The organism is Roseateles albus, assembly GCF_028595345.1.
GTDB lineage: Bacteria > Pseudomonadota > Gammaproteobacteria > Burkholderiales > Burkholderiaceae_C > Paucibacter_A > Paucibacter_A albus.
In genome coordinates this window covers 51,659-74,222 of the sequence record NZ_JAQQXT010000007.1, presented here as the reverse complement: position 1 = coordinate 74,222, position 22,564 = coordinate 51,659, and the positions used below count along the sequence as shown (strand labels likewise).

Annotated in this window: 22 protein-coding genes; 6 read left to right on the top strand and 16 right to left on the bottom strand. The window is 63.3% G+C overall.

The annotated features are described in order from the left end of the window. The first annotated feature begins 119 nt into the window (after window positions 1-119). A complete protein-coding gene (locus PRZ03_RS12570) occupies window positions 120-398 on the top strand; it encodes a hypothetical protein (protein ID WP_273600612.1) in 279 nt (92 codons plus the stop codon). A 16-nt stretch (window positions 399-414) separates the two neighbouring features. Here the strand turns inward: PRZ03_RS12570 and PRZ03_RS12565 are convergent, their stop codons facing one another. Both PRZ03_RS12565 and PRZ03_RS12560 read right to left on the bottom strand, forming a co-directional pair. Continuing rightward, window positions 415-1,530 (bottom strand): helix-turn-helix domain-containing protein, encoded by a 1,116-nt coding sequence (locus PRZ03_RS12565; protein WP_273600611.1) that lies wholly within the window; start codon window positions 1,528-1,530, stop codon window positions 415-417. A gap of 44 nt (window positions 1,531-1,574) precedes the next feature. After that, a complete protein-coding gene (locus tag PRZ03_RS12560) occupies window positions 1,575-2,441 on the bottom strand; it encodes a hypothetical protein (RefSeq protein WP_273600610.1) in 867 nt (288 codons plus the stop codon). A gap of 268 nt (window positions 2,442-2,709) precedes the next feature. Here PRZ03_RS12560 and PRZ03_RS12555 point away from each other — a divergent pair, with 268 nt between their 5' ends. Genes PRZ03_RS12555 through PRZ03_RS12540 form a run of 4 tightly spaced genes read left to right on the top strand, consistent with a single transcriptional unit; the run spans window position 2,710 to window position 6,417 of the window. Then, entirely contained in the window at window positions 2,710-4,188 is a 1,479-nt protein-coding gene (locus PRZ03_RS12555; RefSeq protein ID WP_273600609.1) for an ArnT family glycosyltransferase, read from the top strand. Next, window positions 4,185-5,234 carry a glycosyltransferase family 2 protein gene (locus PRZ03_RS12550; RefSeq protein ID WP_273600608.1) on the top strand — a complete coding sequence of 350 codons (1,050 nt, stop codon included), beginning with the start codon at window positions 4,185-4,187 and terminating at the stop codon, window positions 5,232-5,234. Before PRZ03_RS12555 ends, PRZ03_RS12550 begins: the two co-directional genes overlap by 4 nt. Continuing rightward, window positions 5,231-5,620, top strand: coding sequence for a GtrA family protein (locus tag PRZ03_RS12545; RefSeq protein ID WP_273600607.1), 390 nt, complete (start codon window positions 5,231-5,233; stop codon window positions 5,618-5,620). The genes PRZ03_RS12550 and PRZ03_RS12545 overlap by 4 nt, the downstream gene beginning before the upstream one ends. Next, window positions 5,617-6,417, top strand: a complete 801-nt coding sequence (locus PRZ03_RS12540) for a ChbG/HpnK family deacetylase (protein ID WP_273600605.1) — start codon at window positions 5,617-5,619, stop codon at window positions 6,415-6,417. The genes PRZ03_RS12545 and PRZ03_RS12540 overlap by 4 nt, the downstream gene beginning before the upstream one ends. On the opposite strand, the gene PRZ03_RS12535 is transcribed toward PRZ03_RS12540, so the two are convergent. Both PRZ03_RS12535 and PRZ03_RS12530 read right to left on the bottom strand, forming a co-directional pair. Further along, on the bottom strand, window positions 6,414-9,503 hold the full coding sequence (locus PRZ03_RS12535) for an efflux RND transporter permease subunit (protein WP_273600604.1): 3,090 nt from the start codon (window positions 9,501-9,503) through the stop codon (window positions 6,414-6,416). The two genes, PRZ03_RS12540 and PRZ03_RS12535, sit on opposite strands and share 4 nt — an antisense overlap. Next, a complete protein-coding gene (locus PRZ03_RS12530) occupies window positions 9,500-10,750 on the bottom strand; it encodes an efflux RND transporter periplasmic adaptor subunit (RefSeq protein ID WP_273600603.1) in 1,251 nt (416 codons plus the stop codon). Before PRZ03_RS12530 ends, PRZ03_RS12535 begins: the two co-directional genes overlap by 4 nt. 131 nt (window positions 10,751-10,881) lie before the next feature. Between PRZ03_RS12530 and PRZ03_RS12525 the strand changes: the two genes are divergently transcribed. Further along, window positions 10,882-11,424, top strand: coding sequence for an MOSC domain-containing protein (locus PRZ03_RS12525; RefSeq protein WP_273600602.1), 543 nt, complete (start codon window positions 10,882-10,884; stop codon window positions 11,422-11,424). A 17-nt stretch (window positions 11,425-11,441) separates the two neighbouring features. On the opposite strand, the gene PRZ03_RS12520 is transcribed toward PRZ03_RS12525, so the two are convergent. From PRZ03_RS12520 to PRZ03_RS12465, 12 genes are all read right to left on the bottom strand, one after another. Next, window positions 11,442-12,365, bottom strand: a complete 924-nt coding sequence (locus PRZ03_RS12520; RefSeq protein WP_273600601.1) for a pseudouridine-5'-phosphate glycosidase — start codon at window positions 12,363-12,365, stop codon at window positions 11,442-11,444. A gap of 5 nt (window positions 12,366-12,370) precedes the next feature. Further along, window positions 12,371-13,462: a carbohydrate kinase gene (locus PRZ03_RS12515; protein ID WP_273600600.1), complete on the bottom strand. Its 1,092-nt coding sequence runs from the start codon at window positions 13,460-13,462 to the stop codon at window positions 12,371-12,373. 54 nt (window positions 13,463-13,516) lie between these two features. After that, the gene (locus PRZ03_RS12510; protein ID WP_273600599.1) at window positions 13,517-14,077 is read right to left on the bottom strand and encodes a DUF2059 domain-containing protein; all 561 of its coding nucleotides are present in this window, start codon (window positions 14,075-14,077) and stop codon (window positions 13,517-13,519) included. Window positions 14,078-14,119: 42 nt separating this feature from the next. Further along, the gene (locus PRZ03_RS12505) at window positions 14,120-15,748 is read right to left on the bottom strand and encodes an OmpP1/FadL family transporter (RefSeq protein ID WP_263532351.1); all 1,629 of its coding nucleotides are present in this window, start codon (window positions 15,746-15,748) and stop codon (window positions 14,120-14,122) included. A gap of 7 nt (window positions 15,749-15,755) precedes the next feature. Beyond that, window positions 15,756-16,763: a transporter gene (locus PRZ03_RS12500; protein WP_273600598.1), complete on the bottom strand. Its 1,008-nt coding sequence runs from the start codon at window positions 16,761-16,763 to the stop codon at window positions 15,756-15,758. Window positions 16,764-16,765: 2 nt separating this feature from the next. Next, the gene (locus PRZ03_RS12495) at window positions 16,766-17,533 is read right to left on the bottom strand and encodes a C39 family peptidase (RefSeq protein ID WP_273600597.1); all 768 of its coding nucleotides are present in this window, start codon (window positions 17,531-17,533) and stop codon (window positions 16,766-16,768) included. A gap of 27 nt (window positions 17,534-17,560) precedes the next feature. Further along, window positions 17,561-18,025 carry a hypothetical protein gene (locus tag PRZ03_RS12490; protein WP_273600596.1) on the bottom strand — a complete coding sequence of 155 codons (465 nt, stop codon included), beginning with the start codon at window positions 18,023-18,025 and terminating at the stop codon, window positions 17,561-17,563. Between the two features lie 3 nt (window positions 18,026-18,028). Next, window positions 18,029-18,955, bottom strand: a complete 927-nt coding sequence (locus PRZ03_RS12485) for a hypothetical protein (RefSeq protein WP_273600595.1) — start codon at window positions 18,953-18,955, stop codon at window positions 18,029-18,031. Window positions 18,956-18,960: 5 nt separating this feature from the next. Then, entirely contained in the window at window positions 18,961-19,803 is an 843-nt protein-coding gene (locus tag PRZ03_RS12480; RefSeq protein ID WP_273600594.1) for a hypothetical protein, read from the bottom strand. Then, entirely contained in the window at window positions 19,800-20,336 is a 537-nt protein-coding gene (locus PRZ03_RS12475) for a DUF6160 family protein (RefSeq protein WP_263532345.1), read from the bottom strand. Before PRZ03_RS12475 ends, PRZ03_RS12480 begins: the two co-directional genes overlap by 4 nt. A gap of 102 nt (window positions 20,337-20,438) precedes the next feature. Continuing rightward, window positions 20,439-21,077: a DUF6160 family protein gene (locus PRZ03_RS12470; RefSeq protein ID WP_273600593.1), complete on the bottom strand. Its 639-nt coding sequence runs from the start codon at window positions 21,075-21,077 to the stop codon at window positions 20,439-20,441. Between the two features lie 294 nt (window positions 21,078-21,371). Continuing rightward, window positions 21,372-22,442 carry an AraC family transcriptional regulator gene (locus PRZ03_RS12465; protein WP_263532343.1) on the bottom strand — a complete coding sequence of 357 codons (1,071 nt, stop codon included), beginning with the start codon at window positions 22,440-22,442 and terminating at the stop codon, window positions 21,372-21,374. Window positions 22,443-22,564: the final 122 nt, after the last annotated feature.

Genomic DNA, 22,564 nt, shown 5'->3' with positions numbered 1-22,564 from the left:
TTTGCTATGCCTCCACCTGCTCGCAGCCGCCTTTTGGGTCGGCGGCATGGCAACGTTTTTCCTGGTAAGAGCGGCCGGCTGCTCTCCACGTGCTTGAGTGAATTCACTTGCGTTTGCAAATGCTCAGCGCAACCTCGGCGCGTTTTTTCACCTTGGTGCAGATCGCCATCACGATCTTGCTCGCCAGCGGCTTTTTGATGCTGGCGCTGGGCTTGCTGATGATAGAGCTGTACTCGCATATCCTTTGGGCGCTTTACCCGCGCCTCCAGCGCGCGATGGCTGAGCAGGACTGGCCACTGGTCGGCGCAGTGCTCAACAGCATTCGCCAACGGGTGAGACTCAATCTGGGCTTGGGTGGTTTGGTGTTTGTGATAGCCGTCCTTGGGCGAGACGGGTGACCGGGGCCTTTGCTGTTCAAGCCTGGCGGCGCCGGGTCTTTCGGTACTCGGCGGGCGTGGCGCCGGTTTTGTCCTTGAAGACCTTGTAGAAGCTGTTGCGGTTGTTGAAGCCGGCGCGGTAGGCGATGTCGGCCACGGTCAAGGTCGGCGATCCTTGGCTGTCCAACATCTGCAGCGCTTCTTGGTAACGTAGCTCGTTGAGGTAGTCGTAGAAGCTGCTGCCCAGATGAAGATTGAGCAGCTCGGAGAGTTGGTGCGAGCTGATGTCCAGCAAGGCGGCCAGCTTGGCCAGCGACATCGTTTCGTCTTGGTGCGGCTTGTGCAGGCTGACAACTTGCTGCAAGCGCTCGCTGAGTTCGTGGGCTGCCGTGGGCGATAGCTCCACCGCACGCACGCCGGGCTGGGCTTCGGCGACGGTGGCGAGCGCCACCGCTTGTTTGTCTTCGCTTTGCCGAATGAAGATCTCGGGCTGATAGACGGCGAACAAGGCGATCAGATTGACATACAGCGCCAACACCATGGCCGAACCCTGCAGCAGCGCTTGGGGCGGCAGCTTATCCAACCCGATCAAGGCGTAAATCGCCAGATCGAAGCAAGTGGCTGCGAACAGGCCCAATGCCAGGTAGAGCAGCCAGTAGTAGCTGGTGTTGCGATGGTCTTGTAGTAAATGCTGCAGCTTGCTTTTGTGCCGGCGCAGAAGCCAAAGGCTATAGCCGCAGTAGCTCAGCACCTGCACGAGCAAGAGCCACACCAAGACGGGGGCGCCCAGCCAGCTGGCGCCGCCCAGCGCTGCGGCGATGCTCAAGCCCAGAGGCAAGAAGTGCAGCGCTGTGGACAGGGCTGAAGCCGGCGCCAGCAGCAAGGCCTGGCGCAGACTCAACAGCATCAAGGGTCCCCAGGCCCAGGTTAATTGATAGCGCAAGGCTTCCAGCCAGGGCAGGGGCACGCCGCTGCGCGCCAGGCTCAGATAGGCATTCAGTGGCGGCAGCATCAAGAGCGCCACAAAGGCGGCCATGGTCAGCCGGCTGCGGCGCTCGCCGCGCCGGCTCAGCAGCAAGGTCAGCAAGGTCCAGCAGCCCAGGCTGAAGGAAAACAAAAACCAGGCTTTCTGCGTTTCGATGGAATCAATCATGGACGGGCTGCGGAGTTTGGCCTCTTGCTTGGCTTGCCTTGCCTTCAGCGTGGGAAGGTATCGAAGGTACCCGAGAATTGGATCAGACCGTTGTTCAAGCTTTGATACCAGGTGCCGGAGTTGGGCGTCTTGAAGGTGTAGACCATGGTGTAGGGCCAGCTGAAGAAGTCGCTGGTCTGGATGGCTTCCTCCACCGCCGTGTTGGCCGACAGGCGTTTGTAGCTGAAAGTGGCTTTGGAGTTGATATTGCCCGGCCCGAAACCCTGCAAGGTCAAAGTGCCGTCTTGCGCATAGGTCTGTAGCACCAGCCCTGCGGTCGGGTAGACGCCCGGTGGCAGCTGCGGGGCGACGGCCGCCTTGATGATCAGCGCCACATGCAGGCCGGCATTGCTGGCCGGCGCCAGCAGTTGAGACGCGCTCGGCTGGCTGGGCGTTGCCGTGAAGTGGCCGCTGAGCACCTGGTTGCCGTTGCTCAGGGTCTGCACCCATGTGCCGCTCTGCGCCGATTCAAAGGTGTAGCGGGTGGTGGATTGCAGCTGGCCGCCGGTTTCGACCGAGCGATCTTCAACGGTGTTGTGGCCACGGTGGCTCAGCTGATAGCTGCCGCTGGCCACCCGGTGACCGCTACCTCCGGCGCCTTGTGAGGTCCACTGGCCGCGCGGCAGATAGCGTTTGACGATTGCACCCTGGTTGGGCACGCCGCTGGCGCCTGCCGGCAGCACTTTTTCGATCTGCAGGTTCAGGTCCATGCCGCTCAGGCCGGCCCGGGACAGGGTTTCATGGGCGGACATGGCCTCATCGGCCTGCGCCGAAGTGGCGGGCAAAGCTGACCCGAGCAGAAGCAGGCCGAGGGACAAAAAGGCCGGCAAAGCGCGGCGCGGCATAGAGAAAAACATGGTGTGGATGGGCATGGTGAAGTCAGCTTGAAATGAATGAATGGAAGGGCGGCATTGCTGCCGGTCTGTCTCGGTGAGAAGACGCAGTCATCTTGCTGGGCGAGGGTGCTGTAGCTGTGTGCTTCGACCGAAGATGACAAATTCAGTAGCAGGCACCGCCAACCGGCTCAGTTTGTTGCCAATCCGGTGCTGGGATTGACGTCTGTCAACTGCGAAGGAACTTGTCACAGTTCCCCCGGATGTCCGGTGGCATCATCAAAAAGTTATCTTTTTTGCTTCTACCGTGCCTAAATTACCTCAGTCTCCCAGTCACCCGCAAGGCAATCCGCAGCGCGTCTGGTACGGGCTGCTGGCGCTGATCCTGCTGCTGCGCTTGCTGACGCTGGCCAGCTTGCCGCTGACCGACCATACCGAGGCTAGGTACGCCGAGATTGCGCGCCTGATGTTGCAGTTGCAGGACTGGATCAGCCCCCACATCACGCCCACCGAAGTTTTTTGGGCCAAGCCGCCTTTGTCGACCTGGTCGCAGGCCTTGTCCATGACTGTATTCGGCGTCAGCCCCTGGGCGGCACGCCTTCCCGCTGTGCTGTGGAGTTGCGCCGCCTTGGGTGCTGCGGGCTGGATGCTCAAGGGCAGCTTGAGCCGGCTGCAGACGCTGGTCGTTTTGGTGGCGCTGGCGCTGAGCCCCTTGTTCTTTATTGCGGCGGGAGCGGTGATGACCGATGCCACCCTGGCCGCCACGACGCTATTCGTGCAGGCCGCCTGGTGGCGGGTCTTGCGCTCTCACAGTGCGCCTGAGCGGCTGCGCCTGGCGCGCTGGCTGGGTTTCGGGGTGGGCCTGGCGCTGTTGACCAAGGGGCCGGCCGCCGTGGTCTTGACCTTGCTGCCAATCTTTATGCACGCTGCCTGGCGGCGGCATTGGCCGGCCATTCGGGCAGTGGCGAGCGATGTTTGGGTGTGGTTGATCTGTCTGGGGGTGGCGCTGCCCTGGTATGTGGCGGCCGAACTCAAGACGCCTGGCTTTATGGAGTACTTCGTCTTGGGCGAGCATGTGATGCGCTTCATGCAGCCCGGCTGGAGCGGCGATCGCTATGGCTTCGCGCATGCCCAGCCGCTGGGCATCATCTGGCCCTACACCTTTGTGGCGGCCTTGCCGGCCGCGCTGATCTTGCTGCTGCGCCTGCCCTATTTGCGCATCCGCCAAGGTGCCGGCGCCTTGCGCGCACAGTTCCACCAAACGGACGGCGGGGTGGATCTGGCCTGCTACGCGCTGTGCATCGCGCTCGCACCGCTGCTGCTGTTTTCGGCCGCTAGCAACCTGATCTGGACCTATGCAATGACCGCCTTGCCGGGTTTGGCAATTCTTGCCGTGATGGCCTGCCCGCAAGCCTGGTTTGAACGCACCATCAGTTGGGGTCTGGGCCTGGCATTGCTGCTGCTGTACGCCTGGGCCTTTGTTTTCAAGCTGCCGCAAGAGGCGGCCAAGCATTCCGATCAGTCCCTGATCGCGGCCTACGAGCAGGCTTGCGGTTCGCAGAGCTGCCGCTTGAGCTATGCGAGCAAGCCTGATTACTCGGCCTATTTCTACACCGCCGGGCGGCTGTATGCCGGCATGCCGGGGCAGGCTTCGGCGCCTGCCTTCAAGGTTATTCATCTGGCAAAAGACGATCCCTTGCGAAGCGACGCCTTGGCTTGCAATAGAGATCAATGCCTGTTGCGTGACCTTGATGCCGATGCCGCGCTCGTCAACTCGAATCGTTGAATCAATTGACAAGAGAACACTGCACCTCTCCAGCCTCGCCCACGCAGCCACCGCGCGAGCGACCCGGTCTGCTGTCCGTCGTCTTGCCGGCCTTCAACGAGGCGCTCAATTTGACCGAGCTGCTGCCCGCGCTCGCTCTTGCGTTTAAAGACCAAGCCCGGCAAGTGGAGTTGCTGGTTGTTGACGACGGCAGCAGCGATGACACCGCCCTGGCGGTTCAAGCGCTGATTCACCAGGGCCTGCCGGTGCGGCTGCTGCGCTTGTCGCGCAACTTTGGCAAGGAAGCAGCGCTGTGCGCGGGGCTTGACGCGGCGGACGGTGATGCGGTCATCATCATGGACGCCGACGGCCAACACCCGATCGCGACGGCGCTGCAAATGATCAGCGATTGGCGCCAGGGTTTTGATGTGGTGTACGGCGTGCAGACGGGCCGCAGCGAGTCGCAGACCTTGCTCAGGCGTCGCTTCACCGGCCTGTTCTATTGGCTGATTCATCATGGCTCGCGCATCAATATGCCGCCCAACGCCGGGGACTTCCGCCTGCTGGACAGGCGGGTGGTGCTGGCCTTGCGCGCCTTGCCCGAGCGTGCCCGCTATATGAAGGGTTTGTTCGCCTGGGTTGGCTTCCAAGCGCGGGCGATCGACTATGTGCCGCATCGGCGCGAGCATGGTGCGTCCAGCTACGGGCTGGCGCAGCTGCTGTCTTTTGCACTGGTCGGCTTGACAGCCTTTACCAAAATCCCGCTGCGCCTGGTGTCCGTGCTGGGGCTCGTGGTGTCGCTCTTGTCCTTGGTGTTTGGACTCTGGGTCGTGCTGGAAAAGACCTTGCTGGGACAGCCGGTCTCGGGCTTCACCACCTTGGCCGCCTCGATCACCTTTTTGGCCGGCGTGCAGCTGCTCTGTCTGGGCATCATTGCGGAGTATTTGGGTCGTGTGTTCGACGAGGTCAAGCACCGGCCTATCTATGTGTTGCAAGACCTGACCCCGCCTTTGCAGAACCAGCTTTTGCCCACCGACCCGCCCGAAGCCAGCAAGGAGCGGGCGTGAGTTCCTTGGCTTGGTTCGGCCTGGTCGGCGCCGCGGCGGCGACTGTGCATTTGGCGGTAGTTTGGCTGCTGGTTTCGCAGTGGCAGATGGCGGCCTTGGTGGCCAATGTGCTGGGCTTTGCGTTGGCCTTTGGCGTGAGCTTTGTCGGCCATCACCGGCTCAGCTTTGGCGCCCAGCAGGCGCTGGCCAGTCAGGCCTTGCCACGCTTTGCCCTGGTAGCACTGCTCGGTTTTGCTGCCAATGAGCTGCTTTATGCCTTACTCTTGGCGGCCGGTCTTGATTACCGCTTGGCGCTGTTTTTGGTCTTGTTGGCGGTGGCGGTGATGACCTGGCTGCTGAGCCGCTTTTGGGCCTTTCGCACGACTCGAACGCCCACCCCTTTATGAAACGAATCCAGATCTGCGCCGACGACTACGGTTTTGATGCGGCAATCAGCCAGGGCATTCTGGAATGCATAGACGCCGGCCGCATCAGCGCGACCGGCTGCATGGTGCTGTCCCCCGCTTGGCCAAACTGGGCGTCGGCCTTGCGGGAGCGCAAAGGCATGGCCGACTATGGTTTGCACCTCGATCTGAATGAGTTTGCGCCCTATGCCGAGGGTCGCAGCTTGGGCCTTTGGATAGGCTGCAGCTATTTGCGAAAGCTGGACATAGGCGTGGCAGGCAGCTGGGTGAATCAGCAGTTAGATGCGTTCGAGTCTGCGATGCAGAGCGCCCCCGATTTCGTCGACGGCCATCAGCATCTGCATCAATTGCCGGTCATTCGCGAGGCCTTGCTTGCCGCCTTGATTGAGCGTTATGGGCAGCGCTGCGCCCTGCGGTCGACGCGCGCCAGCAGCTGGCGCGGCAGCAAGGCCGCCGTGATCGAGTTTCTTGGCGCCGGCGCGCTGCGTCAGCGGGCCAGGGCTGCGGGCTTGCGTATGAACAGCGATTTCGCCGGGGTCTATGGCTTTTCACCGGCAGCCGACTATGGCCAATTGGTCGGTGACTGGCTGGCCAGCATGGCCGACGGCGGCCTTCTGATGACGCACCCGGGCCGAAGTGCAGGCACTGAAACCAGGCCGGATGCCATCCGCCCCGCGCGTGCCCGGGAGCGTGCCTTCTGGCTCAGCGCCGAGGCCGGCGAGTTGCTGGCCAGCCTGGGCGTGCAGCTCGGGCTTTGCGAGGACTGGCCGCAGGCTTAGGCCTGCTGAATCACCCGCATGTCCGGTCCGCTGCCGCTGAAGCGGTCCAGCGCCAGATAGATCACCGGCGTGATGTAGAGCGTCACCGCCTGTGACAGGATCAGTCCGCCCACCACCGCCAGGCCCAGCGGCTGGCGCAGTTCGGCTCCGGCGCCCAGGCCCAGCGCGATCGGCAGCGCCCCCATCAAGGCCGCCAGCGTCGTCATCAAAATGGGCCGAAAACGCAGGATGCAGGCCTCGCGGATCGCTTGTTCGGGTGTCATGCCGCCATGGCGCTGCGCTTCGAGCGCGAAGTCGATCATCATGATGGCGTTCTTCTTGACGATGCCGATCAGCATCAGGATGCCAATGGTGGCGATCAGGGTCAGGTCCATGCCGAAGATTTGCAGGGTTAGCAAGGCGCCTACGGCCGCCGAGGGCAGGCCGGCCAGAATCGTCAGCGGGTGGATGAAGCTCTCGTACAAGACGCCCAAGAGCACATAGATCACCGCGACGGCCAGGCCTATCAGCAAGAGCTGGCCGCCTTGCGAATCCTGGAACACCGCCGCATCACCGCCATAGCTGGTGATGATGCTGGCCGGCAGTTGCAGCGCTTTGACATAACCGTCCAGCTTGGCGGTCGCGTCACCCAGCGGCACATCGGGCGCCAGATTGAAGGCCAGGGTGATGGCCTGCAACTGGCCTTGGTGGTTGATCGAGGTCGGCCCCAGGCCGCGCTGCACGGTCGCAAAGGCCGTCAGGGGCACCAGCGCGCCGCCCTTGCCGCGCAGCTGGATCTTGGCGAAGGCATCCTCGGTCTGGCGCTCGCTGTCATTGGCCTCCATGATCACCTGATAGGTATTGCTCTCGGCGTAGATGCTGGAGACTTGGCGTTCTCCGAAGGCGTCGTACAGCGCGCTGCGCAGGTCTTGCATCTGCACGCCCAGCACGCCGGCGCGTTCGCGGTCGATGATCAAATTGGCCTGCAGGCCGCGCAGCTGCGAGTCGCTGGTGACGTCGCGGAACAGCGGGTCGGCGCGCAGCTTCTCCTGCAGCTTGCCGGCCCATAGGTTCAAGTCGGCGGCGGCCACCGATTGCAGCGTGTACTGATAGCGACTCTTGCTTTGGCGCCCGCCTAATTGCAGGTTCTGCACCGGGCGCAGATAGACGGCCAGCCCCGGCACCGCACGCAAGTCTTTGCGCAGGCTTTCCAGCACGGCCTTCATCGGCGGGCGCTGGTCGCGGGGCTTCAAATTGATGAACATGCGGCCGCTGTTGCCGGCATTGCCGCCGCCCCCACCGCCGCCCACCGCCGCCGAGACGCTGGCGACGGCCGGGTGATCCTTGACGATGGCGGCCGCGCGCTCCTGCAAGACCGTCATCGCATTGAAGGAAATATCCTCGGCCGCCTCGGTGCTGGCCTGGATCTGACCAATATCTTCTTCGGGGAAAAAGCCCTTGGGAATGGCGATATAGAGCCAGATGGTGGCGGCGAAGCTGGCCACGGCGACGCCCAGCACCCAATTGCGATGCTTCAAGGCCAGATCCAGGCTGCGCGTGTAGCTGCCCAGCACGGCGTTGAAAGCGCGCTCGAAGCTGCGGCCCAAGGCGCTTTCTTCGTGCGCCGCATGGGGCTTGAGGAAGCGGCTGCACAACATGGGCACCAGGCTCAGAGACACCCCGGCCGAGACCAAGATGGAGAGGCCGACGATGACCGCGAACTCGTGGAACAGCAGGCCGATCACGCCCGGCATGAAGAAGATAGGGATCAAGACCGCCACCAGCGAAATCGAGATCGAAACAATCGTGAAGGCCATTTCGCGCGCGCCCCGCACCGCCGCCGAGAAGGGCTCCATGCCGGCCTCGATATGGCGGTGGATGTTCTCCAGCATCACGATCGCATCGTCCACCACCAGGCCGACGGCCAGGGTGATGCCCAAGAGCGAAATATTGTCCAGGCTGTAGCCCAGCGCGTACAAGAGGGTCAGCGCGCCAATCAACGAGATCGGCAGCGACAAGGTCGGGATCAGCGTCGCCACCGCGCGGCGCAGGAACAAGAAGATCACCAGCACCACCAAGGCGACGGTCAAGGCCAGCGTGAAGTAAACGTCATGCAGCGACTCGCGCACCGACACCGATCGGTCGTTCAGGGTCGTCATCTGCACCGAGGCCGGCAACTGCGCTGCAAAGCGCGGCAGCATGGCCTTCACCGCATCGACCACCTTGACCGTGTTGGCGTCCGGCTGGCGCTGCACGGCCAGCACGATGGAGCGCTCACCGTTGAAATTGGAGAAGGACTTGGTGGTCTCGAAGCTGTCTTGCACCTCGGCCACATCGCGCAGAAAGATGGGCGCGCCGTTGCGGCTGGCGATCACAATGCTGCCGAATTCCTTGGCATTGCGTAACTGCTTATTCGCCTGGATGGTGAGGGTCTGGCGATTGCCGTCCAGCACGCCGACCGGCGTGTTGGCATTGGCGCCGCGAATCGCCGCTTGCAGCTCTTCCAGCGTGATATTGCGCTGGCCGAGCAAATCGTTGTTGACCTTGATGCGCACGGCAAAGCGCTTTTGCCCATAGATGGCAACTTGCGCGACGCCGTCTATGGTGGACAGGCTGGGCGTCAGCAGGTTCTCGGCGAAGTCATTCAGCTCCGACAGATTGATGGCCGGCGAGGTCAGCGCGATCAGCAGCACCGGCGCATCGGCCGGGTTGACCTTGCGGTAGCTGGGCGGCGAGGTCATCTCGGTTGGCAGCGAGCGCAGGGCGCGGAACAGCGCCGCCTGCACGTCGACCGCCGCCGCATCGATATTTCGCGAGGACTCGAACTCCAGCGTCAAGGAGGTGCTGCCCAGAATGCTGGTGGATGAAATCGTCGCCAGGCCGGCAATGGTGGAGAACTGCTTTTCCAGCGGCAAGGCCACCGAGGACGCCATGGTCTCGGGCGAAGCGCCCGGCAGCGAGGCCTGCACATTGATGACCGGCGTGTTGTAAGACGGCAGCGCCGCGACCGGGATCTTGCTCCAAGCGGCAAGCCCGGCAATGATGAGGGCGAGATTGAGCAGCACGGTCATGACCGGGCGGCGGATGAAAAGCTCGGTAATACTCATGTGCCGGATGCCGCTGAAGCTGCACGTTTTGGTGCTGCGGGGTTCAGGGCGGCAGCTTGCTCCTTCACCGCCGTGCCGGGTCGCAGATTCTGCTTGCCGTCCAGCACCACCTTGTCGCCGGGCTTGATCCCTTCAACGACGGCCATCTCGCCGAAGCTGTGGCGAATCTGCACCGGCAGCTGCTGGGCCAGCTTGTCGGCGTCGACGACAAAGACCGAGCGCTCATTGCCGCGCTGAATGATGGCGGCGACCGGGATCACGGTCGCATCCTTGATGACGCGCAGCTGCAGGCGTACGCGCACATATTGGCCGGGCCAAAGCAGTTGCTGCTCGTTATCGAACTCGGCCTTGGCCTTGATGGTGCCGCTGGCGGCGTCCACGAGGTTGTCGACGAAGGTGATGCGGCCTTGTGGGGGCGCAGCGGCCTCTTCACCTTTGGCAGGCTTCATCCCGGCGCGCGCGCCGGGCATCAGCACTTGCGCCATCAAGGGCTCGGCCTTGGTATTGCGCGTCGCTTGCAACAAGGCGCTCAGCTGCGTTTCGGGCAAGGTGAAACCGACCGCAATCGGGTTGATCTGCGCGATGCTGACCAAGGGCAGGGCGCTCGAGTTGGCCTGCACCAGGCTGCCGGCCACCACATTCACATTGCCGGCGCGGCCGGCCATCGGCGAGCGAATTTCGTTGTAGCTGAGCGCCACTTGCGCGGCCTGCACGGCGGCTTCGTCCAGTTGCAGCAGCGAGCGCTGCGCCTCCAAATTGCTCAAAGCGGTGTCGACGGCGCTTTGAGCCACGAAGTTCTGCGCCCGCAATTCGACCGCGCGCTGATGCTGGCGCTGCAGGTCGGCCAGGTTGTTGCGGTCACGCGCCAGTTGGGCGCGGGCCTTGTCCAGGTCGGCGCGGGCTGCGCGATCGTCAAAGCGGAACAGCAAGTCGCCCTTGCGCACCGTCTGACCGTCTTTGATCAACACGTCCTTGACGATGCTGGTGGTCTGCGCGCGGATGTCCAGCAGATTCAAGGCCGCGACGGTGCCGCTGGCCTCTAAAGTGACCGGCACATCCTGTTTGAGGGCGCTGAAGACGCCGACCGTCTGTGGGCCGCCTTTGGGGGCAGCCGATGCCGCCTGTGCCGGCGCGGCGCCCGACGCGCTTTCAGGCGCAGTAGCGCGAGTTTGCTGACGCCAGATCCACCAGCCCCCGGTGGCGAGCAGGGCAGCGACGATCAGGGCAAGGGACGACTTGCGAAGCATGGATCCAACTTTCTTGTTTGATGTGGTGCGACCTGGAGGCGGCAGACGCAGAGCTTAATGGATAGGCTTGCCAGGACGGCGCTGCGCAAGGGCTGGCTAAGATGCGCGATCTTTGCCATCCGACCCGCGCTATGTCCCCGATTGTCTTCGCCCTGCACAAAGACCACGCCCATCGCTTCAGCAAACAACTTGCTCCGAGCCTGGTCCTGATCAAAGGTCAGGGCATCGAGGGTGACGCGCATTGCGGCGTCACGGTGCAGCACCGCTCGCGCGTGGCGGTGGACCCGACCCAGCCCAATCTGCGCCAGGTGCATCTGCTTCAGGCGGAGCTGTTTGACGAGTTGGCCGGTCGCGGCCTCAGCGTCGCGCCGGGGCAGATGGGCGAGAACATCACGACCCGGGGCATCGATCTGTTGAGCCTGCCGCAAGGCACCAAGCTGATGATAGGTGCCGAGGCCATCGTCGAGCTGACCGGCTTGCGCAACCCTTGCTGGCAGATCGAAAACTTCTTGCCCGGACTCTTGACCGCGGTGCTGGATCGCGGCCCCGAGGGTCAACTGATCCGCAAGGCTGGCGTGATGGGTGTCGTGTTGGCGGGCGGCGAGGTCAAGCCCTCGGATCAAATTCGGATCGAGTTGCCGCAGGGCGAACAGCGGCCGTTGGAACGGGTTTAAGCGGGTTTAACCTAGGCTCAGCGGGTCTGATTCAAGGCCGCAGCCAAACGCGCGCCGGCCCTGGCATTGTTTTTCACCAGCGCGATATTGGTGGCCAGGCTGCGGCCCTCGGTCAAGGCCTTGATGCGGGCCAGCAAAAACGGTGTGACCGCCTTGCCGCTGATGCCTTGGCTCGTGGCTTCGAGCAAGGCCTGGGCGGTGATGTGCTCGATCTCCTCGCGCGGCATCGCCTCGTCAGTCGGCACCGGGTTGCTGATCACAACGCCGCCCGCCAGTCCCAAGGCCCATTTCGTACGCAAAAAGGCTGCCTGCTCGTCCGGCGCATCAATGCGGAAGTCCGCCTTGAAGCCGCTGTCCGGCGTGTAGAAGGCGGCGAAGTTGGCCTGGCCTATGCTGAGCACCGGCACGCCCTGCGTCTCCAGGTATTCCAGCGTCAGGCCAATGTCCAGGATTGACTTGGCGCCGGCGCAGACCACCGCCACCGATGTTTGTGCCAGTTCCTGCAGGTCGGCCGAGATGTCGAAGCTGGTCTCGGCGCCACGGTGCACACCGCCGATGCCGCCGGTGACAAAGACGCGGATGCCGGCCAGCGCCGCGCAAATCATCGTCGCGGCCACGGTGGTGGCGCCGATCTTTCCGCTCGACAAGACGTAAGGGAGGTCGCGCCGACTCACCTTCATCGCGTCGGGCGATTGGCCCAGCAGCTCCAGTTCGGCGTTGGACAGGCCGATGCGGATCTTGCCCTCCAGCACTGCGATGGTGGCCGGCACGGCGCCGCCGGCGCGGATGAGGGCCTCGACCTCGCGTGCGGTCTGCACATTCTGCGGGTAAGGCATGCCGTGCGAAATGATGGTGCTCTCCAGTGCCACGATGGGCGCCCCGGCGGCGCGGGCGGCGGCCACCTCGGCTGAGAAGCTCAGGAATACGGAAGCGTTGTTCATAGGGCCTAGTTTTGCAGTGAGAGAAGCGCAGGGCTGAGTTCGGGCGAGACGGTGTGTTCGGATTGCAGGGTCAGCCGGGCTAAGCTCATACCTAGTCGGCATGCAGCAGCCAAGTCATCGGGCGCTTGGCCCAAGCCCGCGCAGACCCCGGCGGCGAAAGCGTCACCGGCGCCGGTCACGTCGACCACCTTGGCGCGCTTGGGTTTGAGGGATTTCAAGGCCGCGCCGGCCGCGCCAAACCAGATCGCATCGGCGCCTTGCGTGACGATCAATCGCTGCAGGCCACGCGCGCTGAGGCCTTGATGAGCCAGTTCGAGATCGGCGTCACTGTCGATGGCCATGCCAGCGCAGGCCGAGAGCTCATCGCGGTTCAGCATCAGCAGGCTCAAGCCGCGCAAGTCAAGGGGCAGTCGCGCCATCTTGGGTGCCGACACCGCCACTGCGATCAAGGGCGCGCTGCCCTCGGCTTGCGCCTCTAGCAGCAGTTGTTGAATGCTGTCGGCGGGCAGGTTGAGGTCGATCAGGATCAGACTTGCTGGTGCGCGTTGCGCCGCGCATTGGTCAAGGAAGTCCGGTGTCATGCGCTCGCACAAATCCATTTGCGCCAGGCCCAGGGCCAGGCTGCCGTCCGGGTTGAGTACCGCTGTGTAGCTGCCGGTCGGGGCGTCGGCCGTGATCAGGCTGGCGCTGCTGTCCACGCCCAAACTCGCGGCCTGCGCCAGTAGCGAGCGCCCGGCTGCGTCCTCGCCAAAGGCGCTGAGCAGATGCACGGGCATGCCCAGCCGGGCCAGGTTCTCGGCCACATTGCGCGCCACGCCGCCGGGACTCTCGCTTGAGACTGCCGGGTTGGAGTTGCCCATCTGGATGGAGGCCTGGCTGCGCAGCTTGCGGTCGATATTGCTGCCGCCTATGCAGACAAGGGGCCTTCGCTGCGGCAAGACATAGGCGCGGCCGAGGATGCGCCGTTCGCGCGTCAGCGCTGCAATATGGCCGGCTACCGCCGAGCGCGACAAGCTCAGGCGCTCGGCCAGGTCTTGTTGGCTGATGAAGGGGTTGTGTTGAACAAGCTGCAGCAGCTGCTCTTTTTTGGAGTCCATCGGCGCATCATAAGACAAATGTCCTTTGACAAAGACAGTTGTCTTGATGGCCGGTCAAGGTGCGATTGAGGCCGCCCGCAGCTTCAGCCCTACCGCTTGCGTCATCGTTTGCAGTTTGGGGTTGATGGCAGAGCCACTGTCTTCGGCGACTTTTTCACCCAGCGTGCGCTCAAGCTCGGGGGCCAGTTTCTCGAACTTCTTCTTCACCGGCGACTCCAGCAGCGCGATGATCTGGCGCAACTCCTCGTCATTGAAGTGCTGCAGCAGCAAGGGGCTCAGTGTTGGTTTGAGCAAGCGCTGCGCGCTCTGGCGCGCCAAGGGGGTGGCTTCATCAACATAGGTCTGCACATCGGTGCTGATGTCCTTGAGCGTGCGGTCGCGCTTGTCGGCGCTGACGCGACCCTGCAGCGCGATGCGGGCCTGCTCCATGGCGCTGGCGGCCGGGCGCTGCACCATCACCACCGCGACATCGTCGACATGCCAAAGCGACAACAATTTGTCGACCAAGGCTTGGCGGCTGTCGGCGCTGGCTAGCGTTTGGGTCTGAGCCTGTACGGCGCTGCACAGCAGGCTGGCGCTCAAGGTGAGGGCTGTGAGGGCGGTCAGGCGAGTCATTTTGTAGAGAGTTTTCATTGGGAAGCAAGAGGCAAGAGCGGCTTAAAAATCATGGGACATCGTCACGCCGGCATAGCGGATGCGGATGCCGCCGTTGATGTCCAGGCCGGCATAGGGGTTGTAGATCACGTTGAAGAAGTTGTTGCAATTGAGCTTGCAACTGGTGTTGGCCGGCAGGTCGAACTTGCCATGCGCATAGCTGGCTGCCAGGTCGAAGCGGGTGCCGCCCTTGGTCGTGTAGCCCAGACCCAGGCTTTGCACGACCAGATCCGGCATCGGCGCGATCAGATCCAGCGCCGAGCGCGGGATCGAACTCTTGCGCGGCTCGTAGCCGGCGCGAACGACGATGCTTTTGCCCACGCTCAACTCCATGCCGTAGCCAAAGTGCACCGGGCTTTTGTAGTCGCGGGGAATGATCAGCTTGCTGGCGTCGGCCTGACCGAACAGGCGCGCCATTTGCAGCAAGGCGATCTGTTGGTCGAACTGGAAGGTCATCTTGTCCCAGCGTTTCCAGTTGGTCCAGTTCGCATCGATATTGAACTGCAAGAAGGACAGCGGCTTGACCTTGATGCCGACCTGCGCATGTTCGGGGAAGGGGAGCACCAGGGTCACATTGCCGCTTTGCACCTCGGGAATGGAGGTCGGCATGCCGAAGGTGGCGGCCATGATGGGGCCTTGCAGACTGGCATACATGCCCTCGACGAATTTGCGCAGCATGGGTTCGGCGCTGAAAGTGAAACGCCCCGTCATCGCGGTCTTGGAGCCGAACTGGTAGCTGGCGCCAAAAGCGAACCAGTCCTTGGGTTCCCACAACATGCCGATATTGAGCGTGGGGTCAACCGGCGCCGTCAGCTCGAAGTCCATATTGCCGGCCTTGCCAAACGGCCGCACACGCCCCTCCTTGCCGCCACCGCACAGGCCAAAGGCCAGCGCGTCCAGCGGGTTGCCGTTGTCGCCACACCAGGCATCCTGCAGCTTGCCTATGGTGCCGAGTAACTCGTTAGGCATGCGCATATCGGTGTTCAAGGCGAAGCCCTGGTGCGCGATCGGCACACCCAGGCCGAAGCTCAGGGAATCGCTGAACTTGTAGGCGGCGGTTGGCGACAAATAGACCAGACGCTGCATCACCACCTTGCGGCCATCGAAGCGGGCCGGGTCATTGGGGTCCTTGGTGCGGTCAATGCCCACCGCCATCGGCACATATGAGGCGGTGCCGAAGGTCCATTTCGAGTCGGCCTCGTGAAAGGCCAGGCCCAGGCCGGCGCCGATCGCGCTGGGCATGGGCACGGGCACCGGGCCGTAGATGGGCAGGAAGAGCGAGCTGCGCACGTTGTCACCGGTGTGGGTGTTGTTGAGCGGGTCTTCCTTGAAGCCACCAATATCAAAGCCTTCGGGCTGATGAAAGCTCGCATAGGGCTTGATGCTGGCGCCGAAGATCGAATCCTGTTTGCGGTCGTGCTTGATCCGGGTCAGACCGGCCGGGTTGAAATGGATGGCGTCAATGCCCGGTGGGTCGGCCACCACCGCATTGCCCAGCGACATGGCGACGACGCTGGCGCCGAGGTTGTCGGTCAAGGCGGCCTGCGCCGGTGCCAGTCCCAGCAGGGCCCAGCCCAAACCGGCCGCAACGAGGCGCGCGGGCCGGCGGTGGCCCACTGCAAAAGAGCTCATGCTTGCCTCAGAAGTTCAGCGGGATATTGAGCCCCAGGGTGAAGGCCGGCGCATCCGGCCCCAGGCCGACCCCGACCGACACATTGAAGGTTGTCTGCGGCGCGGCCCGCACGCCCAGGCCTAAGCTCAGCAGGCCCGAGGTCTGGGTCGAGGTCTGGCTGGTTTTGCCGTCGGCCAGGATCAGCCGGGTCTTGGCCGAGATCGTTTCCTGGAAGGAGACCGTGGTCGAAACCTTGTAGGACAGCGCATAGGCAAAGCCCATACCGAAGCCGAAGCTGGCGCCGGGGTCGACGCCGGTCAGCGTGGCGTTGTCGTTCAACTTCTGACTCAGATGGCGCACCGGCGCGCCCAGCGTCAGCGAGACCGAGCCGAACAGGGCGACCGGGTCCATCACCTTGGAGGTGTTGGCGCCCAAGCTCAGTGCGGTGTAGCCCGAGCCGGTGCTCAAGCCCTGGCCGGCCGTCACCTTGAAGGGGCTGCGCCCGGTCGGCAGGCGCAGGGTGGTCGAGGTGGTGAAGGAGGGCATGTCGCGGCTCAGGGCCAGCGGCTGCCAGCGCATACCTAGGCTGATGTCGCCAAAGCCATTGCTCATGCCGGAAAAAGTCTCCGACTCGGAGAATTTGCTGACCAGGGGTACGACGACATTGGCCGTCATGTTGTCGCGCAGGCCGTAGTCGGCCGAGAAGCTGTTGGTGACGGTGTGCGAGCGGGTGTTCTGGATATTGAACAGGGTCAGCGTCGAGTCGGCGAAGCGGGCATTGATTTGCTGCGCGCCGATATAGGCGTAGCCGAAGTCATAGGTCAGGGCCATCTTGCCCTTGCGGATCAGCGAATACTGCTTGTCTTGGGCGCTCAGTGCGGCCTTGAGGATGGCGGTTTGGTCACTGTCGCCGTCTTGCTTGGCCAAGGCCTCGCGGGCGGCATCTTTGCTGGGGGCGGCAGCTTTCTCGGTACTTTGGGCTTGGGAGCTAGCGGCGAACAGCAGGGCAGTGGAGAGGATCAGCAGGGATTTCATGGTCAGCGTCGGAGATTGAAAATGCCAAAGTTGGCTTGGACTGCGTTGCGCAAGGCTTCGCTGTTGTCCGGCAGGGGAAGGTTGGCGTGGCGGCGCACCAGGTCGTCGTCGATGACGCCCAGCTCTTCGTCGCCAATCGCCAGCAGGGAAAGGGTTTTCTGGCCCTGGGCTTTGCCCGGTGTCAGCAGAAATAGCGTGTTACGGTCCCAGAGTTCCTCGAACTCCTGGGTCGAGAAGACGATGTGGCCCATGGCCGGGTCGGCCAGAAAGACCCGCCCACCGCGGATGCCGCGAAACACCACAAAATGTTTGAAGCCGGCATAGTCGATCGGCACGATGGCCGGTTGCGTCAGCTCGGCCAGATCCTTCATCGAGGCGCGAAAGCCGGCGCCCTCGGCGCCCAGGCTGATCACATAGCGCTTCATGTCCAGCAGCGAGAAGCCGCGCCGCTCGATGATTTTGTCGCGCTCGCCGAAGGCCAACATGCCTTCCATCGCTTGCTGCTCGTTGACCTGAATTCCGAGGTAGTTGTTGATGACGGTCACCAGCGCGGCCGAGCCGCAGCTGTAGTCATAGGCCTGGTGGACGATGTTGCGGAACTTGATCTCCGAAAGCGGTTCGATCCGCACCGACAGCGGCGCCACGCCGCCGCCCACCTGAGTCATGGGCAGCTCGAACTGGTTCTCCGGCATGTCCTGGAAGGGGTGCTGGGTGTTGACCGTCGCGCCGCCAATCAGCGCCGCCACTGCGCCGAGCAAAATCATCCACATATCAGAAGGTCCCCAAAGGTTTCAACATCACTTGGCCCAGAGCAAGACCTGACCCTGCATTTGCACGCTGCCGTTCAGCTGGATCTGCCCGAGGCTGGCTGCGATCGGGGCCAAGGGATCGCTCTGCACGCCGATCGCCTTGACGCCGAAATCCTTGAAGCCCACAAAGGTCGGCAGCGTCAGCTGAATCACGTCGCCGATCTCCGCCGGCCCGGCTACTGCCTGCAGCGTCAGGCCGAGCAAATCCAGCGTGCCGCTGAGCTTGTGCAGCAGCAAATAGCTGGTGTTGCCGGCGACCCGAAAGCCGAGGCTGACGCGGTTGTCGGACGTGGCCGCTGTGTTGAGCTCCAGATGCGCGTTCAAGACAATGCCGCCGCGCCCCGCCACACTGCCCAGTTCTTCGTCGGACAGGGCATTGGCAGCCTGCGCCGCTGAGGGCAACAACAAGAAAATGGCCAGCAAGGCGGGGGCCATGGTGCGACTGCGATGCATGGATCAGGGCCCCGTCTTCAAGCGCACATCGAGGTACTGGATCTGCATGCTGCCGATGCGACTGCTGCCCAGATCAAGGCTAGGCCCGACATCGCTTTTGAAGGCGATGTTGTCGATAGCCAAGCTGCCGGCCGGCGCCTGACCCTGGCTCGGCCAGGCCAGGTTCAGATGCAGAAAGCCGCCACCCTCGGGGCTGCTGACTGCGTTCAGCAGCAGCGGCTGGCGGTCCAGATCGGCCAGGCGCCAGAGGCTGTTGCCGAGCTGCCCGTCGGCTGTCGCGGCAGCCAGATGAATGCCGCGCAGGCTGAATTGCTCGGCTGCGCCGGGGCTGTCAAACAATGCCGTGTCGGCGCGCCCACGCGGGCGCAGCAGCAGGGCGCCCACATCCAGTCGCAGACCCAGGCCGAAGGCAATGCCCTGCTCATTCGGGTCGGCGCTGGGCGCCAGGCTCAGCGTGCCGCCAAAGCTGCGCAGGTCTTGCAGTACGAGCGCGCCGGCGTTGAAGCTGCTTGGCGCCGCGCTGCTGCTCTTGTCGATCAAGCTCAGGTCGGCGGCAAACTGCCAGCGCAATGCGCTGTTGAGATTGAGCGGCTCGCTCAAGATCACGCGGTCTGGCATGCCGCTTGGGCCCTTGATCAGGCTCAGCTGATAGGGGTCGGAGAAGGTGGCGGCGAGATCGTCCGAGCGTGACAGCGCAAAGTTGGACAGCGCCAGGCCGGATCCATCCGCCGCGCCCAGTCGCAGCGTCAGCGGGCCTTGCAGTGCAAAGCCGCGCAGATTGAAGGCAAAGCCGTCGCGGCCTTGGACGCGGGCCAAGTCTTCATCGGAAATCGGCGTTAGCGCCAATGCGGCCCAACTCAAGGTGCAGCCCACAAGCGCCAACAGAGCCTGCAAGGCTCTGATGTTTTTAAGACAGTTGGGGCGCAGCATGGTCTTCAGCCGCCGCCGGGCTTGGTCATTAGCGGTGGAAGGACGGGTGGCAAGTTAGGCGGCAGGACCGCGTTCAGATTGCCGGCGCTGAGCTTGTCGCGCCAATTCATCCAGATGCCTGCCTGCGCCGGATCGGGCGCGGCCATGCCGGCCACGGCCGCCGGGAACTGCACCGCGCTTTTCAGCACCGCCAGAAACAGATCTCGGCTCGGCCCGGCCGCATCTCCCGCCTGCAGGCTGCCGATCTGGGCCAGGCTGAAGGGGCAGGCGGCGGCGCCGCAATTGCCGCCGTCCCAGCGCTTGCCGCCCAAGGGGTCTTGGCGAGAGTCGAGGACGTTTGCGCTTTGGCTGTCGGCAATCGCGAGCGAGCCGCTGATGTTTTTGGCCACCAGACCGAAGGCACCGCTGACGCCCTCAAATCCGAGGCGCATGCCGACAATCTCGCGCTCGCCGGCGCCGCTGGCTGGACGGTAGACCAACTCGAAGAAAGGGTTGCTCAGGGCGACGGTGCGCTGCGCTTCAAACAGATCGCTGCGGCCAAACTGCAGCCGGCTGATGTCGATATCAGCGCCGCTGCCATTGCGCGCGGCATAGTTGTATTCGCCCAAGCGCAGATTGGAAAAATTGGCGCTCAGCTTCAGGTCGGCATTCAGTGTCAGGCGCGAGAAGTCCAGGCCGTTCAAGCTGGTGTTGCTGATCGCGACCATTGCCTGACCCCAGACGCGGGCCAGCTCGGCGTCCGGCAGCGGCGCCATCTGGCTTTGTTGGGCTTGCACGGCGGCGCTGCCGAGCAACGTCAGGCAGAGCAGCAAACTTCGAAAGCTAGCGGTCCGGATGCTCTTCATCATCGCGCCCACATCCAGATTTTCGAGCCTTGCAGATCGATATTGGTGAAGGCAAAGCTGCCGAAGGAGGCGCTGCTATTGCCCATGGTCACCGACGCAATGGCCAGGCTGGGGCTCAGTCTGTGGTCCAGCCCGGCGTTCGGCAGCGCGAACTGGATCACATCGCTGTGGCCGTCGTAGGTGCCGCTGCTCAGCAGGCGGCTGATGCCGGCCGTGCCATCGGCGCCGTAGGCGGCCATTGCGTTGCTCATGGTCGCGGTGAAGCTGGCCGAGTTCAACAGGTCCACCGTCATCACGAACATGCCGCGCAGGGTGATGTTGTTGAAGGAGATGCTGCCGCCGTCGGGGTTGCCGGCACTTTTGTTGCTGTAGCTGAAGGAGCCTATTCTGATGTCCAGGTCGGCCGCCAGCGTGACGCCGTCGCGGCCATGCACATCGGCCAGGTCTGCATCGTCCATGCTGCTCATGGCTCGCGCCGCGCTGCTCAACAAGAGCAGGGCGAATGCGGCGAGCATCAGCAGATAGAGACGTTGCATGTGAATGAGTTGTTAGCAAGAAGCTGGTGGCGCAGAAGAAATCGGCCCGGCAAAGGACGCCGGGCCGAGACTTGCGCTCAAGGGTTCAAATCAAACCTTGGCTCAATGTGCCCAGATCCAGAACTTGGAACCTTGCAGGTCCATGTTGTTGATGGCGATGCTGCCGAAGGACTTGTTGCCCACGCTATTGCCCAGGGTGATGCCGGCGACGGTGACGCTTGGGCTCAGCTTGGAATCCAGCTTGGCGTTAGGGAAGGCGAACTGAACGATGTCGCTGGCGCCGTCATAGATGGCCGCGCCGGTGGCTGCGCCGAAAGTGTCAAAAGTTGCCGAAGTCAGCTTGCCCAATTGGCCAGCGACTGCAACGCCACCTGCGGTGGTGCCTGCACCTGGAGGAACGCCGGCTGCCAATGACTTGCCGCTGTCGGCATCGGCTTGGTTGAAGCCCATGTGGGTAGCAATGGAGTCAGCCACATTGCTGACGAAGGCGCTCTTGTTCAGGATGTCCAGCGTCATCACGAACATGCCCTTGATGCCGATGTTGTTGAAGGAGACCGAACCGTTTGTGTCGGTGTCGGTGTATTTGAACGAACCGATATTGATGTTCAGGTCACCGGCGATAGACACACCGTCCTGGCCGCTGACTTGCGCCAGCGCGCCGTCGTCAATAGCGGTCATGGCGGAAGCCGACAGGGAGGCGGCGAGCAGGGCTGCGACGGCGGAAAGTTTGAATGCGTTCATTTGAATATCTCCAGAATTGACTAGTTGATTGAATAAATAAAGCTATTTGAAACAGTCTCTTGCACGCGCCGCCCGCAGTCTTCAGTCACGGGTTTGGCCCTTTGCAGCGCGGGTGCTTGTGGGCTCCCTGGCTGCGCCGAGTTGTCAGCGGCGTGGACGAATGATGCGGATTAGTTGGCAAAAACCAGTGACTTTGCGAGCCAAGCTCTTGGCCTTGCGCGCCCTCCGTTCGGTGGGGAGTAGGAACCATGACAGGGTTTCTATGCTGTCCTGATAGAAAGTTATGGCCACGGCTCAGGCCAGGCTGCGAAGATGGCTGGGCGACTGCCCAAACCAGCGCTTGCAGGCGCGGTAGAAATTGCTCGGGTCGGCAAAGCCCAGGGCGAAGCTCATCTCGGTGGCGGTGATGCTGCCGCGACTTAAATAGCGCGCAGCCAGCTCGCGCCGGGTTTCGTCCAACAGCTTGTTGAAGCTGGTGCTCTCCTCCAGCAGTCGGCGCTGCAGCGTGCGCTCGCTCATGTGCAGCAAGGTGGCAATGGCCTCGCGTTTGGGGTCGCCCTTGGGCAGTTCCTGCGTCAGCAGTTGCCGCACGCGCACCTGTATGCTGCCGCCGCGCTGCATCATGGCTTGGGCTGCGCTGCGCTCGCACAGCGCCGCAACGCTGGCATTGGCCGTGGGGATGGGGGTGCTCAGATCGGCGCTGTCAAAGACGATGCAGAAGTGTTCGGCATTGAACTCAAGTTCGCAGCCGAAGACCTCGATCCAGCGCCCCAGATCCGGCGGTGCTGCAAAGGGGTAGCTGATGCTGAGCGGGCGCACTCGCCGGGCGGTCGCCCAGTTCAGCGACTGCAAGACCACATTGGCGATGAAGTCATAGCGCTGTAGCGGCGTGGGCCGCAGCCCCTTGAGTATGTCTACGCGCAGCCGGGCTTGGCCAGCTGCTTGGTCCAGCTCCATGCAGACCGCCGGCGATAAGAGCGCCGAAAACCGCAAGATGTATTGCAGCGCTTCGCCCAGGTCATGCGCGGCCAGCACCAAGTGCGACAGCAGGCCCAGCGCCACCAGCGGATGAGCCGGCACGCTCAGGCCAATCGCGGCGTCGCCGGTGCGCGCGGCCGCCAATTCCCAGGCGCCGCTGTAGGCGTCTGACAAGACCCTGGGGTCAGGCTCGGCGGGGTCCAGGCCTTGTTGGTCGAGCAGGCTCTGCAAGCACAGACCCCGCCCGGCAAAGGCCTGCGCCATCGCCTTGTGCCAGCTGTTCGTCAGCCCTGCCGCGCCTGCCGGCTTGGGCTCGGGCGCTCGCGGCGTGGCTGCGGCCGCATCTTGGCGCTGCAGCAAGGAGGCGAGGGGACTGGCGTTGTGCATGGCGGCATGGGGCTCCATAGGGCGGAGCCCGCACTCTAGGCGGCGGCCTGCCCCTTGTCGCCGTCCATCCGTCTAGGTAGGGGCTAGCCCAAGGGATAGTGCTAGCTATCCGAAGGGATGGG

Coding starts and splice junctions, on each gene's coding strand:
- PRZ03_RS12570 (WP_273600612.1), top strand. CDS start 120: ATGCTCAGCGCAACCTCGGCGCGTTTTTTCACCTTGGTGCAGATCGCC.
- PRZ03_RS12565 (WP_273600611.1), bottom strand. CDS start 1,530: ATGATTGATTCCATCGAAACGCAGAAAGCCTGGTTTTTGTTTTCCTTC.
- PRZ03_RS12560 (WP_273600610.1), bottom strand. CDS start 2,441: ATGCCCATCCACACCATGTTTTTCTCTATGCCGCGCCGCGCTTTGCCG.
- PRZ03_RS12540 (WP_273600605.1), top strand. CDS start 5,617: ATGAAACGAATCCAGATCTGCGCCGACGACTACGGTTTTGATGCGGCA.
- PRZ03_RS12535 (WP_273600604.1), bottom strand. CDS start 9,503: ATGAGTATTACCGAGCTTTTCATCCGCCGCCCGGTCATGACCGTGCTG.
- PRZ03_RS12530 (WP_273600603.1), bottom strand. CDS start 10,750: ATGCTTCGCAAGTCGTCCCTTGCCCTGATCGTCGCTGCCCTGCTCGCC.
- PRZ03_RS12525 (WP_273600602.1), top strand. CDS start 10,882: ATGTCCCCGATTGTCTTCGCCCTGCACAAAGACCACGCCCATCGCTTC.
- PRZ03_RS12520 (WP_273600601.1), bottom strand. CDS start 12,365: ATGAACAACGCTTCCGTATTCCTGAGCTTCTCAGCCGAGGTGGCCGCC.
- PRZ03_RS12515 (WP_273600600.1), bottom strand. CDS start 13,462: ATGGACTCCAAAAAAGAGCAGCTGCTGCAGCTTGTTCAACACAACCCC.
- PRZ03_RS12510 (WP_273600599.1), bottom strand. CDS start 14,077: ATGACTCGCCTGACCGCCCTCACAGCCCTCACCTTGAGCGCCAGCCTG.
- PRZ03_RS12505 (WP_263532351.1), bottom strand. CDS start 15,748: ATGAGCTCTTTTGCAGTGGGCCACCGCCGGCCCGCGCGCCTCGTTGCG.
- PRZ03_RS12500 (WP_273600598.1), bottom strand. CDS start 16,763: ATGAAATCCCTGCTGATCCTCTCCACTGCCCTGCTGTTCGCCGCTAGC.
- PRZ03_RS12495 (WP_273600597.1), bottom strand. CDS start 17,533: ATGTGGATGATTTTGCTCGGCGCAGTGGCGGCGCTGATTGGCGGCGCG.
- PRZ03_RS12490 (WP_273600596.1), bottom strand. CDS start 18,025: ATGCATCGCAGTCGCACCATGGCCCCCGCCTTGCTGGCCATTTTCTTG.
- PRZ03_RS12485 (WP_273600595.1), bottom strand. CDS start 18,955: ATGCTGCGCCCCAACTGTCTTAAAAACATCAGAGCCTTGCAGGCTCTG.
- PRZ03_RS12480 (WP_273600594.1), bottom strand. CDS start 19,803: ATGATGAAGAGCATCCGGACCGCTAGCTTTCGAAGTTTGCTGCTCTGC.
- PRZ03_RS12475 (WP_263532345.1), bottom strand. CDS start 20,336: ATGCAACGTCTCTATCTGCTGATGCTCGCCGCATTCGCCCTGCTCTTG.
- PRZ03_RS12470 (WP_273600593.1), bottom strand. CDS start 21,077: ATGAACGCATTCAAACTTTCCGCCGTCGCAGCCCTGCTCGCCGCCTCC.
- PRZ03_RS12465 (WP_263532343.1), bottom strand. CDS start 22,442: ATGCACAACGCCAGTCCCCTCGCCTCCTTGCTGCAGCGCCAAGATGCG.